General features: G+C 60.8%; 15 protein-coding genes. 6 read left to right on the top strand and 9 right to left on the bottom strand.

Annotated features, from left to right (window positions below; genetic code table 11):
• Positions 1–40: 40 nt before the first annotated feature.
• Positions 41–2,440, top strand: coding sequence for a patatin-like phospholipase domain-containing protein (locus tag E4Z66_RS02985; RefSeq protein ID WP_136461443.1), 2,400 nt, complete (start codon positions 41–43; stop codon positions 2,438–2,440).
• A 54-nt stretch (positions 2,441–2,494) separates the two neighbouring features.
• Here E4Z66_RS02985 and mepK read toward each other — a convergent pair whose 3' ends face one another.
• Positions 2,495–3,061: a peptidoglycan L,D-endopeptidase MepK gene (gene mepK, locus E4Z66_RS02980; protein ID WP_136461442.1), complete on the bottom strand. Its 567-nt coding sequence runs from the start codon at positions 3,059–3,061 to the stop codon at positions 2,495–2,497.
• Between the two features lie 315 nt (positions 3,062–3,376).
• Between mepK and E4Z66_RS02975 the strand changes: the two genes are divergently transcribed.
• Genes E4Z66_RS02975 through E4Z66_RS02960 form a run of 4 tightly spaced genes read left to right on the top strand, consistent with a single transcriptional unit; the run spans position 3,377 to position 7,633 of the window.
• Positions 3,377–4,993, top strand: a complete 1,617-nt coding sequence (locus E4Z66_RS02975; protein ID WP_136461441.1) for a L,D-transpeptidase family protein — start codon at positions 3,377–3,379, stop codon at positions 4,991–4,993.
• Positions 4,994–5,025: 32 nt separating this feature from the next.
• Positions 5,026–6,117: a UDP-3-O-(3-hydroxymyristoyl)glucosamine N-acyltransferase gene (lpxD, locus tag E4Z66_RS02970; RefSeq protein WP_136461440.1), complete on the top strand. Its 1,092-nt coding sequence runs from the start codon at positions 5,026–5,028 to the stop codon at positions 6,115–6,117.
• A gap of 40 nt (positions 6,118–6,157) precedes the next feature.
• A complete protein-coding gene (locus E4Z66_RS02965) occupies positions 6,158–6,418 on the top strand; it encodes an acyl carrier protein (RefSeq protein ID WP_136461439.1) in 261 nt (86 codons plus the stop codon).
• 6 nt (positions 6,419–6,424) lie between these two features.
• The gene (locus E4Z66_RS02960) at positions 6,425–7,633 is read left to right on the top strand and encodes a beta-ketoacyl-[acyl-carrier-protein] synthase family protein (RefSeq protein WP_136461438.1); all 1,209 of its coding nucleotides are present in this window, start codon (positions 6,425–6,427) and stop codon (positions 7,631–7,633) included.
• Positions 7,634–7,696: 63 nt separating this feature from the next.
• Here E4Z66_RS02960 and E4Z66_RS02955 read toward each other — a convergent pair whose 3' ends face one another.
• Positions 7,697–8,326: an invasion associated locus B family protein gene (locus E4Z66_RS02955; protein ID WP_136461437.1), complete on the bottom strand. Its 630-nt coding sequence runs from the start codon at positions 8,324–8,326 to the stop codon at positions 7,697–7,699.
• A gap of 481 nt (positions 8,327–8,807) precedes the next feature.
• Here E4Z66_RS02955 and E4Z66_RS02950 point away from each other — a divergent pair, with 481 nt between their 5' ends.
• Complete coding sequence (locus E4Z66_RS02950; protein ID WP_136461436.1) at positions 8,808–10,358, top strand: helicase HerA-like domain-containing protein; 1,551 nt, start codon at positions 8,808–8,810, stop codon at positions 10,356–10,358.
• Positions 10,359–10,466: 108 nt separating this feature from the next.
• On the opposite strand, the gene E4Z66_RS02945 is transcribed toward E4Z66_RS02950, so the two are convergent.
• The 7 genes from E4Z66_RS02945 to E4Z66_RS02915 form a co-directional block, all read right to left on the bottom strand.
• Positions 10,467–10,718: a hypothetical protein gene (locus E4Z66_RS02945; protein WP_136461435.1), complete on the bottom strand. Its 252-nt coding sequence runs from the start codon at positions 10,716–10,718 to the stop codon at positions 10,467–10,469.
• 87 nt (positions 10,719–10,805) lie between these two features.
• Positions 10,806–12,110 (bottom strand): branched-chain amino acid ABC transporter permease, encoded by a 1,305-nt coding sequence (locus tag E4Z66_RS02940; protein ID WP_136461434.1) that lies wholly within the window; start codon positions 12,108–12,110, stop codon positions 10,806–10,808.
• Positions 12,107–13,117 (bottom strand): branched-chain amino acid ABC transporter permease, encoded by a 1,011-nt coding sequence (locus tag E4Z66_RS02935; protein WP_136461433.1) that lies wholly within the window; start codon positions 13,115–13,117, stop codon positions 12,107–12,109. Before E4Z66_RS02935 ends, E4Z66_RS02940 begins: the two co-directional genes overlap by 4 nt.
• An 81-nt stretch (positions 13,118–13,198) precedes the next feature.
• Positions 13,199–13,561, bottom strand: coding sequence for a hypothetical protein (locus E4Z66_RS02930; RefSeq protein ID WP_136461432.1), 363 nt, complete (start codon positions 13,559–13,561; stop codon positions 13,199–13,201).
• A gap of 1 nt (position 13,562) precedes the next feature.
• Positions 13,563–14,390, bottom strand: a complete 828-nt coding sequence (locus tag E4Z66_RS02925) for an ABC transporter ATP-binding protein (RefSeq protein WP_136461431.1) — start codon at positions 14,388–14,390, stop codon at positions 13,563–13,565.
• A complete protein-coding gene (locus E4Z66_RS02920) occupies positions 14,387–15,169 on the bottom strand; it encodes an ABC transporter ATP-binding protein (protein ID WP_136461430.1) in 783 nt (260 codons plus the stop codon). Before E4Z66_RS02920 ends, E4Z66_RS02925 begins: the two co-directional genes overlap by 4 nt.
• Before the next feature lie 93 nt (positions 15,170–15,262).
• Positions 15,263–16,462 (bottom strand): ABC transporter substrate-binding protein, encoded by a 1,200-nt coding sequence (locus E4Z66_RS02915; RefSeq protein WP_136461429.1) that lies wholly within the window; start codon positions 16,460–16,462, stop codon positions 15,263–15,265.
• Between the last annotated feature and the right edge of the window lie 113 nt (positions 16,463–16,575).

Genomic DNA, 16,575 nt, shown 5'->3' with positions numbered 1-16,575 from the left:
GCTCGCATTGGTTGATTTTAGCCAGAACGTGGTGTGAACCATGGTCGATTTTCTTATTCGCGCACCGGGGCGAATTTTGCGCTTCGTCTGGACCCTGCTTACCGGGGTGCTGCCGCGCGCGCCTTCCAGCTTTGTGCTGACGCTGGCGCTTTATGCGATGCTCAGCCTGTCCGGGGATAGTCTGGGCCTGTCCAATGTGTTCAGGGACGTGCCCGGCGAACATGACGCGCTGGATGTGCCGACCTTGCTGGCCAGCCCGACTGCCTGGACATCGGCAATGATCATGTTCGCGGCAGGCATCATCATGACATACCCCTGTTTTCAATGGCTTGCCGCGCAAAGTCGCGAGAGTCATTCGCACCGTTCGGATCGGGCGCAGATGTTGCGGCTGCTGATCGGGGGGATGATCCTGATCTATGCGCTGCTGGGTTTTGCGTGGTGGCGGGCGGATCAATCCACGCTGACGCCGCCTTTGGAATATGCGCGCGCGGCGATAGGGGCTGTGTTTGGCGCCGCAGCCTTCGCGGCTGGTTTCTTCCTGTCGCAATTCTATCTGGACCGGCTGCGCCACCATTTGCACCATGTGCTTGGCTGGGTCGCATCGCTGGGCGGCAGGATGCGGACCCGGGCGCGGGTGCAGCACAAATCCGGCGCGTTTGGCGATTCCGTCGTGGCTGCGTCGCGGGCGAGCGAGGCGCAATTGGCGCAGGCAGAGCAAAGCCTGCGCGCGTTCTTCTTCGCGCTCGTCTTCGGCGCGGCCATGATCATCGCGGTGAAGCTCGACGCCGTCGTGCCAGCGGTGCCGATTTTCGTTCTGATCCTGTGCGTTTACCTTTTTGTGCAGTTCTATGGTGCGCTCAATGCGCCGCTGCGCGTGGTCCTGGTGATCGGCCTTGCCGGCTGGTTTCTGGCGGTGCATCTGTTCTCGCAAACCGGTGGGTTCAAGACCACTTTCGCCGGGATCGCCGGTGCGCAAGGCGGTGATCTTTACGACGCGCCATTGCCGCTGGACACGGAGACGGCGAAATTGGGCCAATGTTCCAATGGTGGCGCGGCCGGTGGTGCCCTGTCGTTTGAAACCGCGATGGAGGCGTGGCTGGCCCGCAGCCAGGTGGCGCAGGGGCGCGAGAAGCCGAAGCTGCTGATCGTCGCCACCTCTGGCGGGGCCTATCGGGCCAGCTATTGGACCGGGCTGGTGCTGGATCAGCTGATCGCCGAAGCGCGCACGCCCGGCACGCTCTTTGCCGGTCTTCCCGACGCGGTGCGGTTCCTGACCGGTGCGTCGGGCGGCATGGTCGGGGCAGGGTACTTTACCGCGATGGCCTCGCCGGACGGGTGGCCTGACAAAACGCTGATCGAACAGCTCAATGCCGATATCGAGGCCGCCCAGATCTTGCCGCGTCCGGCGGATGACCAAGATGGGCGTTATTACTATAGGGTCGCGAACCCGATCGCACGCGACAGCCTGTCTGCCTTGGCGCGGCAATTTCTGGTGAGAGACGCGCCCTCACTCTTTCATCCGTTCCGGCTGGAGGTGGATCGCGGGAAGGTCTTGGAGCGTCACTGGCAAACCATCCGTACCGATTTCGCCGCGCTACGGCAGGGCGAGGCGGAAGGCTGGCGTCCCAGCATCATTCTGTCCCCGATGGTGGTGGAAACAGGCCAGCCGCTGTTGGTGTCGAACCTCGATTTCGGCCCATTCCCCGAGATCGACAATCGTGAGGCGACGGAGTTTTTCGGGCTCTTTCCCTGCGCGCGCAGCAGTTTCGCGCTGTCCACCGGGGTCCGGATGAGCGCGACCTTTCCCTATATCTCTCCGGCGACATCGCTGCCTACCGCGCCACAACGGCGGGTCGTGGATGCGGGATATTTCGACAATTTCGGCATCGCGATCGTGAACGCCTTGCTCAGCCCGGACGAGGCGGGCTGCGTTTCCCAGGCAGAAGGCTTCTGCCTTGCCGATTGGCTGGCCGAACATACGTCGGGTGTGATCGTCCTGGAAATTCGGGCCTTTGCGCTCAATACCAAGGACGAACCGGCGGAGGCTTGCGAGCCCCCGAAAGAGGATACCGACAAATTCCGGGGGTTTGAGTTCTTTACCAGCCCGGTTGAGGCGGTCTTGTCCGCGCGTGCGCGCAGTCAGGTCATTCGGAACGATCAGGGGTGGCGGCGGCTGGAAGACCTTTATGCCACGCGGGCGGCGACGTCCGACTTGCCATTGACGCGGATCACTTTGGTGAATTGCGCCAAAGGCACGCTCAACTGGTGGGTGCCGCCCGATGAGATGACGCTGATGGAGCAGAATTTCGTGACGGTCTGGAGTGGCGATGCCGCGACGGGCAGGGCGCGCCAAAAACTGGCGGATCGGCGCGGGGACGAGTTCAACCGCGCTCAGGGAAGCGGTATGCGACAGCGTTTGCTGAACGCGTGGCTGGAATGAGTGAAGGCTGGGGATAAGGCCGGGAGGGGTGTCCTCCCGGTGCGGGATTGGGCCTTATCCGCCCCAGGACCGGACCGGTCCGCAATCCATATGCACGAAGTTGGAGCCGGAATATTTGCCGACACCGCCACCACGGCAGGCAGCAGCGGCTTGCGCCATTTGCCCGACGGAGCGAGAGCCAAGACGCAGATCCGCGGCTTGCCCCTTCATGTGCAGGGAATTCTTCGCCACACCGCGCGAACGGGCGCGCAACATCGCGTTGGTTTTGGGGCTGCGATACCCGGACAGGAGCATATAAGGCTCTTTCACGTCCATAAGGTTGTGCGCGGCGGCCATGATATCGATCGTGCGCAAATCCATCGACGTGATGTCGTTGGTGCGCCAGTCGCGCATGAAGTGGTTCACTTCTTTCACCGCGTCCTTGATGTAATCGCCCTCGACCCAATAGATCATATCGATGCGTTCACCAGTGCGTGCGGAATACATTCGAATGCGCCGGATGTCGCCCGCGCCTTTGATGAAACCCGCTGCGTTGGAAAAGGTCGGTGCAGCCGAAACTGCTGTTGCTGCAAACGCGCCAAGGAGTGCCCGGCGGCTGATGCCAGATGTGGTCGGTGTCATGTTTCGCGTCGTCCCGTACGCTGCTCGTGCCCTGATGTTACAAGGCGTTCCGTCTCATCCCCCAAGATGTCGCGGAAGTTATTACACACAGAAAATAGTGAACCAAGTCTTGATTGGGACGCGGGGAAAAACGGACAAATTTCGGCAATTTTTTGCGCACTTTGCCCAAACCGTGTCATGTTTCCACTTGAGCGATGCATTCAGGCACCAGTTTTTCGGGGGCTCCGGACGTATTTATCATTTGTGAATGGACTCAGGCTAGGCTGTGGTTAAGACACGTATGTAACTGCCAAATTTCATGATTTTGTGGACGCCATGACGACGATACGCCGCCATACGAACCTTTTGCACCTTACCTTTGCGTTGATCCTGACCGCCGCGTTGGGCTTTTTCGCGCCCAGCTCCGCGCGGGCGGAAGTTACTGCGCTGAAGCAGGCGATCGCGGAAAGTGCCGCGTCTGACGCCGACATCGCGCAGTTTTATCGCACCAGTGGTTACAAGACGCTTTGGGTCGGCAGTTCCGGCAAGGAACGCAAACGGCGCGAACAGTTGCTGCGGTTCCTCGGCGATGCAGAGGCGCATGGCTTGCCCGCGTCCCGTTATGATGCGGTGGGTCTTCGGGACAAGATGCAGGCCGCGGGCAATGCGCGTGAACTTGGCCAGCTTGAGGTGGAATTGAGCCGGGCTTTCCTTGCTTACGCGCGCGAAGTGCAGACCGGGGTTCTGGTGCCAAGCCGGGTTGATCGGAATATCGTCCGGCAGGTGCCTTACCGCGACCGTGCGTCCTACCTTGTGAACTTCTCCAAATCCTCGCCCGCCGGGTTCTTCCGCGCGCTGCCGCCGCAAACGGCGGAATATGCGGCGCTGATGAAGGAAAAGCTGCGGCTGGAACGTCAACTGGCGCAAGGCGGCTGGGGCCCGACCATTTCCTCTGGCAAGTTGGAGCCGGGTCAATCCGGCCCATCGGTCGTCACATTGCGCAACCGTCTGATCGCCATGGGCTATCTGCGCCCGAACAACCGCGAAACCTATGATGACGCGGTGACGGATGCGGTCCAGCAGTTCCAATTGGCGCATGGTCTGACGGCAGATGGCGTCGCGGGCGGCGCGACGATTGCAGAGCTTAACAAATCCATTCCGACGCGCCTGCAAGCCATCCACGTCGCGATGGAACGAGAGCGTTGGATGAACCGGGACCGTGGGCAGCGCCATGTGCTGGTCAACATTCCCGATTTCACCGCCAAGATCATCGACAATGACCGCGTGACCTTCGAAACCCGTTCGGTTGTGGGGGCTGATAAGGATGGGCGTCACACGCCGGAGTTCTCCGATGTGATGGAGTTCATGGTTGTGAACCCAAGCTGGTATGTGCCGCGGTCGATCGTGGTGAAAGAATACCTGCCAGCCCTGCGCAAGAACGCCAACGCGGTGCGCCATATCGAAATCACGGATTCGCGCGGCCGCGTGGTCAATCGCGGGTCGGTGAATTTTGCGAAATACACGGAAAAGACCTTTCCCTTCGCGATGCGGCAACCGCCCTCGCGCGGGAATGCGCTGGGTTTGGTGAAGTTCATGTTCCCGAACCAGTACAATATCTATCTGCACGACACGCCGGCGAAGAACCTGTTTGGCCGCGAAGTGCGCGCCTTTAGCCATGGCTGTGTGCGCCTCGCCGATCCGTTCGATTTCGCCTATGCGCTGCTGTCCAAGCAACAGGCCGATCCTGAAGGCTATTTCCAATCGGTGCTGGCGACGGGCAAGGAAACTCGCGTCACCATCAAGGAACCGGTGCCGGTGCACATCACCTATCGGACGGCGTTCGCCTCCAACAAGGGCCGGATGCAGTATCGCCGCGATATCTATGGCCGGGATGCGCGCATCTGGACCGCGTTGGCGAATGCAGGGGTGGTCCTGCACGACGTTCGCGGGTAAGTCCTCCCGCACAGGGCTGCGCGGGGAACGACATGACTCACAAGATCAAGGACATCGCCGCGGCGCTTGGTGCGGCGGCTTTCGGCGATACGGACCTGACCATTGCCCGCGTGGCAGAACCCGCGCAAGCCGGTGCCGACGATTTGGCGCTGGCGACCAATCAAGCCTATGCCGACGCCTTGGCCGAGGGGAACGCACGGGCGGCCTTGCTGTGGCCGGGCGCGGATTGGCAGGCGCTTGGCCTTGCGGCGGCCATCATTCCGGATCGGCCGCGCTATGCGATGTCTGGCCTGACGGCGATGATGGATGCGGGGCAGGGGTTCGAAGAGGGGATCCACCCTACAGCGGTCGTCGCCGATGACGCGAAAATCGGCGCCGGGGTCAGCATCGGCCCCATGGCGGTCGTGATGCCCGGCGCAAAGATCGGCGCGGGCAGCGTGATTGGACCGCAAAGCTTTATCGGCACGCAGGCCGAGCTGGGCGATTTCTGCTTCCTGCGGGAACAGGTCTCTATCGGGGCGCGGGTGCGCATCGGCGACCGCTTTATCGCGCAGCCCGGCACGCGCATCGGCGGCGACGGCTTTTCCTTCGTCACGCCAGAGCCAAGCGGGGTCGAAGCCGCGCGCGCCTCTCTGGGGGAGGCGGGGACGGAGACTGCGCAACCCTGGGCGCGCATCCATTCGCTTGGGGCGGTGCAGATCGGCGATGATGTGGAAATCGGCGCGAATTCCACCGTGGATTGCGGCACCATTCGCGACACCCAGATCGGCAGCGGGACCAAGCTCGATAACCTCGTGCAGATCGGCCACAACGTGATCATCGGGCGCGACTGCCTGATCTGCGCGCAGGCCGGTGTCGCGGGATCGACACGGATCGGCAATAACGTGGTTCTGGGCGGCAAGACCGGGGTCAGCGACAACATCTTCATCGGGGATCGCGTGATCACGGGCGGCGGCACGATCGTGCTGTCGAACTTGCCGGAAGGGCGCGTTGTCCTGGGCTATCCGGCGGTGAAAATGGAACAGCAGATCGAAATGAACAAGGCTGCGCGGCGACTGCCGCGCTTGTTCCGCGACGTTGCGGCGTTGAAATCGGCTGTTTTCAAGTCGGACGCCAGCGATTAAGTGACATTGACACTCGGACGAGACCAACGGGGGGATTGCCATGAGCATCGAGCAGAAAGTGATACGGATCATCGCGGATCAGGCGATGCTGGACGAATCCGATGTCACGCCGCAAAGCACGTTGGAAGACCTTGGGATCGACAGTCTTGGGCTGGTCGAAAGCATTTTCGCTTTCGAGGAAGAGTTCGACATCACCGTACCCTTCAACGCGAATGAGCCGTCCGAAAGCGATTTCGACATCTCAAATGTGCAGGCGATCATCAACGGCATCCAAAAGCTTCTTGCGGAAAAGGCGGGGTGAGCCCCGGTGCAGCGCGTTGTCATTACAGGAGCGGGCACGATCAACCCGCTCGGTCATTCGGTGCCGGACACTTTGGCCGCCATGGCCGAAGGGCGCTGCGGTATCGGACCGTTGGAAATCCGCGATATCGACCGGCTTGCGGTGCAGATCGGCGGGCAGGTCCGCGATTACGACGAGACCGAGCATTTCAACCGACAACAGATCGCACTTTATGACCGGTTCACGCAGTTTGCGCTGCTGGCCGCGCGGCAGGCGATTTCGCAGGCGGGGCTGAGCTTTGACGGCGATCTGGCGAACCGGTCGGGCGTGATCCTGGGGACGTCTGGCGGCGGGCTGACGACGCAGGATGAGAATTACCGTGCCGTTTACGAAGAGGGCAAGAACCGGGTGCATCCGTTCATCGTTCCCAAACTGATGAACAACGCCGCGGCGAGCCACCTGTCGATGGAATTCAATTTGCGCGGCCCGTCCTTTACCGTTTCGACGGCTTGCGCGTCCTCCAACCACGCGATGGCGCAGGCATTCCAGATGGTGCATGGCGGCGTCGCGCCCGCAATGATCACGGGCGGGTCGGAATCGATGTTGTGCTTTGGCGGGATCAAGGCGTGGGAAGGGCTGCGCGTCATGTCGAAGGACGGGTGCCGCCCGTTTTCCGCCACGCGCAACGGCATGGTGCAGGGCGAAGGCGCGGCGGTCTATGTCTTTGAGGCCTACGATCATGCCAAGGCGCGCGGCGCTGAAATTCTGGCCGAGGTCGCGGGTTTCGCCATGTCGTCGGACGCCTCTGACATCGTGATGCCCTCCCGCCAAGGCGCGGCACGGGCGATTTCCGGTGCGTTGAAGGATGCGCGACTGGCGCCGGAAGACGTGGGGTATATCAATGCCCATGGCACCGGCACGGCCGCCAATGACAAGACCGAATGCGCGGCGGTTTCGGATGTGTTCGGCACCCATGCGGACCGGTTGATGATCTCGTCCACGAAATCCATGCATGGGCATTTGATCGGCGGCACAGGCGCGGTGGAGCTTTTGGCCTGCATCATGGCGCTGCGCGACGGAATTATCGCGCCCACCATCGGCTATCAGGAGCCGGACCCGGAATGCGCGCTGGACGTCGTGCCCAACGAGGCGCGCGAGGTCCAAGTGACGGCGGCCTTGTCCAACGCCTTTGCCTTTGGCGGTCTGAACGCCGTTCTGGCCCTCAAGAAAGTATAAAAAAGGCCCCGGCCCAAAACAGGGGCGGAGCCTTGCGTGTTTGATGTGGCCTTGGCCGACAACTTACTGCTGTTCGATCACCGACACGGCATCATAGCTGGCTGTAAAGCCGCTCAGCGACATTTTCAGTTCCACCTTTTGATCCGGCGCAATTGCCGGAACGATGCTCAGCACGGCTTCGTTGCCACGCTTGAATGCGTTCACGTCCTGCTCTGTCAGGCCGATACGTGCGTGGCAGCCTACTTGGGTGCAGAACGCATAGGGATAGCGTTTGGTGTTGCCGCCATCGATCTGCACGGTCAGCTGGTTCGGCAGCGCCGTTTCAAGCGGCACGGTCACCGTGGCACCCGCCACGGCCTTGCCACCTGCGGGCAAACGGAACAGCGTGAATTCGGCCACCGGGGCACCGGTTTCATCCGAGAGAAGCTGGTACATCTGGCACGGATCGTTTTCTGGCGTTTCCGTTTTCAGGCAGCGCATTTCCCAATCGCCGTTCTCGGTCTTGACGTACATCTGACCAAGATCGGTGGGCGTGTCCGCATCTTCGCCAAGGCTCAACTGCGATTCCACATCGGACGCGGTAGACTCGTCCGCCGGTGCCGCGGTCTGATCGTCCTGCGCAAATGCGGGGGCGCCAAGCGCCATCCCCAAACAGATCGCCAGGGCGGATGCTGTCTCGAAGGTTCGTTTCATCTCAATCCCAACCTCGTTTTCATTGAAAGAGGATTTAACACGCGTTGCGGGGATTGTCAGGGCAGGCGAATGATTTTCGGCGAATTTTTGGTCACGGCCCCGTGCGCCCGATCCTGCGCGGGAAATAGGGGTTTCGTATTCGATTTTCGATGGCTTAAACAAAAAAGAAAAGGGAGCATGCAAGCAGCTCCCTTCCCCATTTATACTCCCCGTCGGACTGGCCGACCTGTTATGAGCCGTACGTTACGAGAGGGTGGTTGAACGGTCAACCGTAAATACGGGTAATCTCATCACAATCGGGAAAATGGCGGTGCATCGGCAAAAAAAGGCCGCACCTAAAAGGCGCGGCCAGTCTGACAGGGAGGAAGTCGTCCCGAAGCCTGGAGGACATATGGTTCGGGACCAGAATACATATGGCGCAGACAAGTTAAGATAGTATGTTCAGGGCGAGCGTGAACTGACAGGTAGTGGGCATACGGGTATGGACGATCATATTTTTATTGGTGGCGGTGGTGAGCAATACGCTGAAAAGCAAGGGCTGGCGCTGAAATACGCGAACCGTCACGGGCTGATCGCGGGGGCAACCGGCACAGGCAAAACGGTCACGCTGCAAATTCTGGCGGAAGGCTTTTCCAATGCCGGGGTTCCGGTGTTTCTGGCCGACGTCAAAGGCGATCTGTCGGGGCTCGCCAAATCGGGGAGCGAGACGCACAAGCTGCATCAGGCCTTTTCCGAACGCGCCGCCAAGATCGGTTTTGACGATTTCACCTATAGCGATTTCCCCGTGACGTTCTGGGATCTGTTTGGTCAGCAGGGCCACCCGGTCCGTACAACGGTATCCGAGATGGGGCCGCTTTTGCTGTCGCGGCTGCTTGGGCTGACCGACGCGCAAGAGGGGATTCTGAACATCGCCTTCCGGCTGGCTGACGAAGAAGGTCTGCCGCTGATGGATCTGAAGGACTTGCAGGCCTTGCTGGTCTGGGTCGGTGAGAACCGGGGCGAGCTATCCTTGCGCTACGGCAATATCTCGGTGCAATCCGTGGGCGCCATTCAGCGCCGGCTTCTGGTGCTGGAAAATCAGGGCGGGGCGGATTTCTTTGGCGAACCTGCGCTGGCGCTGGCCGATCTGATGCGCACGGATTCTGCGGGGCGGGGGGCGATCAACATCCTTGCTGCCGATCAGTTGATGCATTCGCCCGCGCTTTACGCCACCTTCCTGCTATGGCTGTTGTCCGAGCTTTTCGAAGAGCTTCCCGAAGTGGGCGACCCGGACAAACCCAAGCTGGTGTTCTTCTTCGACGAAGCGCACCTGCTGTTCGAGGATGCGCCCAAGGCGCTGGTCGACAAGGTCGAACAAGTCGCGCGGCTGATCCGCTCCAAGGGGGTGGGGGTCTATTTCATCACCCAGAACCCTGCCGACGTGCCCGAAGACATCCTTGGCCAGCTTGGCAACCGTATCCAGCACGCGCTGCGCGCCTTCACTGCGCGCGACAAGAAACAGTTGCGCATGGCGGCAGAGACCTATCGCCCGAACCCGCGTTTCGACACGGAAGAGGCGATCATGCAGGTCGGCGTGGGCGAGGCGGTGACCTCCATGCTGCAAAAGAAGGGTATTCCGGGCATTGTCGAACGCACGCTGATCCGTCCGCCGTCGTCGCAGCTTGGTCCGATCACCGCGCAGGAACGCGCCGAAGCCATCGCGCAAAGTGGGCTGTCGGGCAAGTACGACAAGACGCTGGACCGCCATAGCGCCTATGAGATGCTCAAGTCGCGGGCCGAGGAAGCCGCGGCAGAGGCCGAAGCGGCCGAGGCCAAGGAAGAGCAGGAAGAGGCGCAGGAACCGCGTCTGCGCGAGTTCAACCAGGCGCGGCGCTACAAGGGGACGCGCGTGCAGCGCTCGACCTCGAAACAACGGCATGTGACCGAAGGGTTCGGCCAGGCTGTCGCGCAGGTTGTAATCAAGGAACTCAAAGGCACAACCGGTCGCCGCATCGTGCGCGGCATCCTTGGGGGCCTCTTCAAAGGACGATAGGCACCGCGATTGGGGCCCATTCGTTCGCGCAAACGCGAAGGATAGGATCGGAGCCCGGCGGCATGCCACTGGGCTCCTGATCGTTCGTGTGACCCGTCAGGCCCGGACTTACAGGGCGTCCTTGCGGCGCTGCCCTTCGGCCCGGCAAATGTCGTCCGCCTCTGTGACGCTCATCTTGCTGGGGCGATCAATCGCTCTGTCCCATGCGACGATTTCGTCCGTGTAGAGTTGGCAGGTCACGACCCCTTGGGGCGTTTCCAGCTTGACTGGCGTCGTTTCATACGACCGTGGATCCGGCGCACAAGCTGCAAGAAGCACTCCTGCGGGGATAAGGAACGCGACTGAGCGAAGCATTTTCATGTAACAATCTCCTTAGGCTACTTGGACCGACCCACTCTTTAGCGTTTTGCGGAAAAAAGCCAAGAAATCCAAGCCCTAAATGTATTTCTACTTTTCCGGGATCAAGCCGCGCGGACTGAACCGAAGCACCAGAAGAAGCACAACACCCATGGTCAAAAGCCGCATATGGGCCGCGCTGTCGATCAGATGCGTTTTCAGTGCAGACCCTTCCGGCATCCCGGCGGTGATCAGGTTCATCAGCGCAAGGCCGTAAGGTTCGACCTGCACCCAAAGGAACCAGATCAGGAAACCGCCAAGCACCGCCCCGAAATTGTTGCCCGATCCGCCGACGATCACCATCACCCAGACAAGGAAGGTAAAGCGCAGCGGTTGGTAGGATGACGGCGTAAGCTGTCCGTCCAGCGTCGTCATCATCGCGCCCGCAATGCCGCAGATCGCAGAGCCAAGGATGAACACCTGCAAATGGCGCGCGGTGACGTTCTTGCCCATCGCTTCGGCGGCGACCTCGTTATCGCGGATCGCACGCATCATGCGGCCCCACGGCGATTTGAGCGCAAGTTGCGCCAATATCAGCACCAGCGCCAGCACGACGGTGAACAGAACCGAATAGCCCAGCTTGACATAGATCGTGGAGGCGGTGACCGGATCGACACCCCAACCAGAGGCGCGTTCGACGAATTGCGCGCTGTTCTGCAGGTCGATCTCATAGGGCACGGGGCGCGGCAAGCCATTGACGTTCTTGACCCCGCGCGTCAGCCAATCCTCGTTCTTGAGGATATAGATGATGATCTCCGCGATCCCGAGCGTGGCAATCGCCAGGTAATCCGACCGCAGCCCCAGCGCCGTTTTGCCGATCAGCCAAGCCGCACCTGCCGCCATCAACCCGCCCACGGGCCATGCCAGCAACACAGGCAGGCCCAGACCGCCAAGATAACCTGTCGCCGCCGGGTCGACCGCCTCGATCGCGGCCACGGCAGGGTCAAAGACCGCGCGGTAGAGGAAGAAACCGCCGATCAGAATTGCCGCAGCTGCCAGCGAGCGCATCCGTCCTTTCGGCAAACGCGACACCGCGACGCCCGCCGCGACGATGATCAGCGCGCCAAGGATCAGGCCGCCAATCACCTGAAGCCCGCCTGCCGACCACGCCTCTGGCACCGGGTCCATCGACACAAGCACCGTGGCCAGACCGCCAAGGGCGACAAACCCCATGACACCGACATTGAACAGGCCAGCAAAGCCCCATTGCAGGTTCACCCCAATCGCCATGATCGCAGAAATCAGCCCCATATTCACGATGAACAGGGCGGTATTCCAGCTTTCGGTAAAGCCGGTCATCACGATCAAGCCGGCGACGATCGCGAAAAGCGCGGTGTTTTTCAAAGAATCCGTCATACCGATTTCCCCGCGAAAAGGCCCGTTGGCCGGAATAGTAGAACAATCAGAAGGATCACGAAGCTCACCGCGAATTTGTAATCGGTGGACAGCAATTGCGCCAAACCGTCTGGCGCCAGCGCCTCGGGCAGGACGTAATTGGCAACTTTCTTCCAGGCATAGGTGACCAGAACCTCGGAAAAGGCGATGACGAAGCCGCCCGCGATGGCCCCCAAGGGGTTGCCAAGCCCGCCCACGATGGCCGCCGCAAAGACCGGCAGCAGCAATTGCAGGAAGACGAAGGGTTTATAGGATTTGTCCAGCCCGTACAGCGTCCCGGCGATGGTCGCCAGCGCCGCCACGATGATCCATGTCACCATGACCACCCGCTCCGGGTTGATCCCGGACAGCAGCGCCAGATCCTCATTATCGGAATAGGCGCGCATGGATTTGCCCGTCTTGGTCCGGTTGAGGAAATAGAACAGCGCAAGCACGCATAGCACCGCGACGATCACGGTTATGCCCTGCGTCGTCTTGATCGCAAGCCCCTCTCGCAAACCGGTCATCTCCTTGAAATCCCGGTGCGAAATTATGAACCGCGCTCCATCGGCGAAGCGTTGGTCATTGGGGCCGATGATAAAGCGGATCAGACCGTTATAGATAAACATCACGCCCATCGACACGATCACAAGGATCACCGGCTTGGCCTTCTGCGCGCGGTAAAAGCGATAGACCACGCGGTCCGTCAACAGCACCAGCGCGATTGCGCCCAGAATGCCGAAGGGCAGGGCCAACAGGGCCGTCGGCAGCACCCCAAAGGACATTCCCGCCGCCTGCATCGCCCATGTCACCAGAATGGTGACCATCGCGCCAAAGGCCATCGTATCCCCGTGGGCAAAGTTCGAGAACCGCAAGATCCCATAGATCAGCGTGACCCCAAGGGCGCCAAGCGCCAACTGTGATCCATAGACCGTCGCCGGAACCACCACGAAATTAAGAAGCGCCACAATCGCGTTCAGGAAATCCATTATCCAGTCACCTCGCCTCGGGCGCGCATCGCCGCCGCATCACAACCGTCCAGCGGCATCGTCACTCCAGAATTGCACATGTCACTGCCCCGCATCGCAGGTTCCAAGATACGTCGCCACGATTGGCCCTTCCATATGAACGCTCAGCCGCGCATCGGTGCCGGACATGGTCAGCAAATACACCGCGCCGGCCCCCTCCAGCACATAGCTGACGCCCACCGCCGCCCGCTCAAGACCTCGGCCGGTGAGATCGCCAAACTCGGTCGCCGCCACAACCCGGCCCGCATCATCCGCGTCCGCCAGATCCAGCGTGAAACCGGACTCGGCGCAGCCATCCGCCTCGAAACACTCCGCAGTGAACAGACAGGCACTTGCCGCCAAACCCGGCCCCGTAAGGCACAGCAGGGCACAGGCCGCGATCTTCATTGTTCCCCAAATACTCATATCACCCCCCAAGGAAGCTCTTGCGCACTTCGGGGTCGGCAAGCAGTTCCTTGCCCGTCCCGGTATAGGCATTGCGCCCCTGCACCAGCACATAGCCTTGATCGGCGATCTCCAGCGCCTGGCGTGCGTTTTGCTCCACCATCAACACGGGCAAGCCGGTCCGCGCGACTTCGATGATCCGGTCGAACAATTCGTCCATCACGATGGGCGACACACCTGCGGTCGGCTCGTCCAACATCAACACTTTCGGCTGGGTCATCAGTGCCCGGCCCACCGCAACCTGTTGGCGCTGACCGCCCGACAGCTCGCCTGCCGGTTGGTTGCGCTTTTCCTTGAGGATCGGGAACAGATCGAACACCTGCGCCATGGTGCCAGAAATATCGTCATCGCGGATGAACGCGCCCATCTCCAGATTTTCCTCGACCGTCATGGAGGTGAAGATGTTGCTGGTCTGCGGCACGAACCCCATGCCCCGGCGGACGCGCTCTTGCGGAGACAGATCGGTAATGTCCTCGCCATCCAGCCGCACAGATCCGGACCGCACATTCAGCATCCCGAACACTGCCTTCATGGCGGTGGATTTGCCCGCGCCGTTGGGGCCGACGATCACCGCGATCTCGCCCGGGTTCACGGCAATCGTGCAGTCATGCAGGATATCGGGCCCGTTGCCGTAGCCGCCCGTCATCGTGTCACCGATCAAAAAGGCCTTTTGCCCGGAATCGCGCCGCTCACCGGTCCCGGGGGAGGCGACAAGCGTGCCTTGCCCGGCACTGTTCGCAATCGACCGGTCCTTGTTGCCACGGTCGTTCTGATACGGGTTGCCGCTCATGCGCCCACCTGTTCCTTGTTCTTGAGGCCCGTGCCCAGATAGGCTTCGATCACCTGTTCATTGGCTTTGATTTCGTCCAGCGTGCCCTGGGCGAGGACTTTTCCTTCGGCCATGCAGATCACCGGGTCGCAGATTTTCCCAATGAAATCCATGTCATGCTCGATCACGACAAAGGTGTAATTGCGTTCCTTGTTCAGCCGCAGAATGGCGTCGCCGATAGTGTTGAGAAGGGTCCGGTTCACCCCGGCGCCCACCTCGTCCAGAAACACGATACGCGCATCGACCATCATCGTGCGGCCCAGTTCCAGCAGCTTCTTTTGCCCGCCGGACACTTGGCCCGCCTTGTGATCGGCCAGATGCTCGATCGTCAGAAATTCCAGCACCTCGTCCGCCTTGGCCCGCAGCGCGCGCTCCTCATCGGCGATCCGCTTGCGCCCGAACCAGGTATTCCACAGCGTCTCGCCGCTCTGATTGCCGGGCACCATCATCAGGTTCTCGCGGCAACTCATGGAGGAAAACTCATGCGCGATCTGAAAGGTGCGCAGCAGCCCTTTGTGAAACAGATCATGCGGCGGCAGACCGGTAATGTCATCGCCCGCCATGGTGACACGGCCCGATGTCGGTTGAAGAACGCCCGCGATCACGTTGAAAAGCGTGGTTTTTCCCGCGCCATTCGGCCCGATCAGCCCGGTGATGGAACCTTCTTCAATCGACAGGCTCGCCCCGTCGACCGCACGAAAGCCGCCAAAATGCTTGTGAATCTCGTCGACGACGATCATCGCACCCCCAATGCCGTTTTACGAAACGGTCTTCAAAAATACTAAAAAACAGCCCGAGCGGATACCCGGGCTGCTTTAAGCTCGCAGCGTTCCTTAGCGGAAGCGTGCCGTGTTGTCTTTGCCGTCGTCGAAGCTGATTTCGCGGTAGGTGCCCGCCGCTTCGCCCGGTCCGATCAGCTCAACGCCTGTGGCACCGACATAGTCGATCTCGCCGCCGTCTTTCAGGATTTGCAGACCTTTGGCCAGCTCACCCACGCCGATTTTCTCACCCGGTGCGTTGGCGACATCCATGATCTTGGATTTGTAGTCGTTGGAGTCCTTGGACCCCGCCGCCTGCATTGCCAACATCATCAGCGCTGCCGCGTCATAGGATTCGGGCGTGAAGGGCGACGTGTGGTCGAAGGCGCCATCGACAAGATTGCCAAAGGCTTCCGCCAGTTCCGGCGACGGGCTGGGATGCGCGCCCGAGGATCCGTCGATTTCCGAACCGAAGTTCTCCAACAGTTTGGCGGAGATCATGCCATCGGGGAAGTGGAACGTGTCGAACGCGCCGGAATCCAGCGCCGCGCGCACCACGCCGGACCCGCCTTGGTCGACATACCCGGCCACAACAAGCCGTTCACCGCCCGCAGAAGCCAGCGCGCCGACTTCCGCGGAATAGTCCGCCTTGCCATCTTCGTGTGCTGCGTTGATCGTGACAGTGCCGCCCGCTTCTTCGAAGGCTGCCTGGAAGCTGTCCGCAAGACCCTTGCCATAGTCGTTGTTGGTATAGGTAACCGCGACTTCCTTGATGCCCTGATCCATCAGCACTTCGGTGATGACAACGCCCTGGCGCGCATCCGAAGGCGAGGTGCGGAAGAACAGGCCATTGTCTTCGTTGTTCATGTGGCTCAGGCCCGGCGATGTGGCCGAGGGCGAGATCATGACAACGCCGTTCGGCACGGCAACATTGGTCAGGATTGCGCCGGTCACGCCAGAGCAATCCGCGCCCATGATGCCGTCCACCTTGTCAGAGGTGATCAAACGTTCAGCCGCAGCCGTTGCCGCAGCCGCGTCGATGCAGGTGCTGTCCGCACGAACCGACGTCACGGTTGCACCGTCCAGCAGCAGGCCGCTGTCAGAGACTTCTTTCATCGCCATCTCAGCGCCATCGGCCATGGAAGGCGTCAGCGATTCAATCGGGCCGGTAAAACCAAGAATGACGCCGATTTTCACTTCCTTCGCGTGGCCTGCCGCAAATGCGGACCCCGCCATCAGCGCTGTTGCGGCTGTCGCCATAAGCATCTTCTTCATGTGATAACTCCCTTGTTATGCGTTTTTTCTGGGTCGAACGTTATTGTGACGTTTCGCAAATGGGAAGTGGGATTCTGCGGCGCCAAGATATTGCAAGCACGTGGAAAACCCAT

It is taken from the genome of Aliishimia ponticola (assembly GCF_004803475.1).
Taxonomy (GTDB): domain Bacteria; phylum Pseudomonadota; class Alphaproteobacteria; order Rhodobacterales; family Rhodobacteraceae; genus Aliishimia; species Aliishimia ponticola.
Note: the sequence above shows the minus strand (reverse complement) of the source record. Positions and strands in the feature narration are given on the sequence as shown.